Origin of the sequence: Flavobacterium sp. RHBU_3, from assembly GCF_046613565.1 — a bacterium.
Classification (GTDB): Bacteria; Bacteroidota; Bacteroidia; order Flavobacteriales; family Flavobacteriaceae; genus Flavobacterium.
The window spans coordinates 1-523 of record NZ_JBKJHC010000041.1; the positions used below are offsets into that span (position 1 = coordinate 1).

Below are 523 nucleotides of genomic sequence, written 5' to 3' on the forward strand. Positions count from 1 at the left end.
GATGTCAATCCTCTATGATAAAATTCGTTTGATCAGAATTGTTTGGATTTCGATGGTGTTCTAAGTATTCGTTAACCATTTCATCGGTAATGTTTCCAGTACTCCAGCAACCGAATCCGATCGCCCAAAAATGACGCCCCCAGTAACGCTTCTTAAGCTCAGGAAATTCTGTCTGAAGTTTTCTCGAAGACCTGCCTTTAAGCAGCTTTACCAAGCTACTTATATCTTGAGACGGACGATACTCTATATGCATATGGATATGGTCTTTAGAAACAACTCCTTTCAATATCTGAACATCTTCTGCTTCACAGATTTGTATCAGAAGAGTACGGCACCGAACCTTTATATCGCCATTCAAAACAGGGTAACGATATTTAGTAACCCAGACTATGTGGGCTGATAATCTCGAAATGCTATGACCATTTGCTCTTTGATAATCCATCAATAACAAAGATACATTTTTAGAAGCTGAAAGCGAAATGCACTAAAGTGCATAGTTTTAACTATTTTTGAGACCAATAAA

General features: G+C 37.9%; 1 protein-coding gene. It reads right to left on the reverse strand.

Annotation, left to right across the window (positions count from 1 at the left end):
* Positions 1–4: 4 nt before the first annotated feature.
* A complete protein-coding gene (tnpA, locus tag ACLI1A_RS19560) occupies positions 5–442 on the reverse strand; it encodes an IS200/IS605 family transposase (RefSeq protein WP_411410382.1) in 438 nt (145 codons plus the stop codon).
* Between the last annotated feature and the right edge of the window lie 81 nt (positions 443–523).

Coding starts and splice junctions, on each gene's coding strand:
- tnpA (WP_411410382.1), bottom strand. CDS start 442: ATGGATTATCAAAGAGCAAATGGTCATAGCATTTCGAGATTATCAGCC.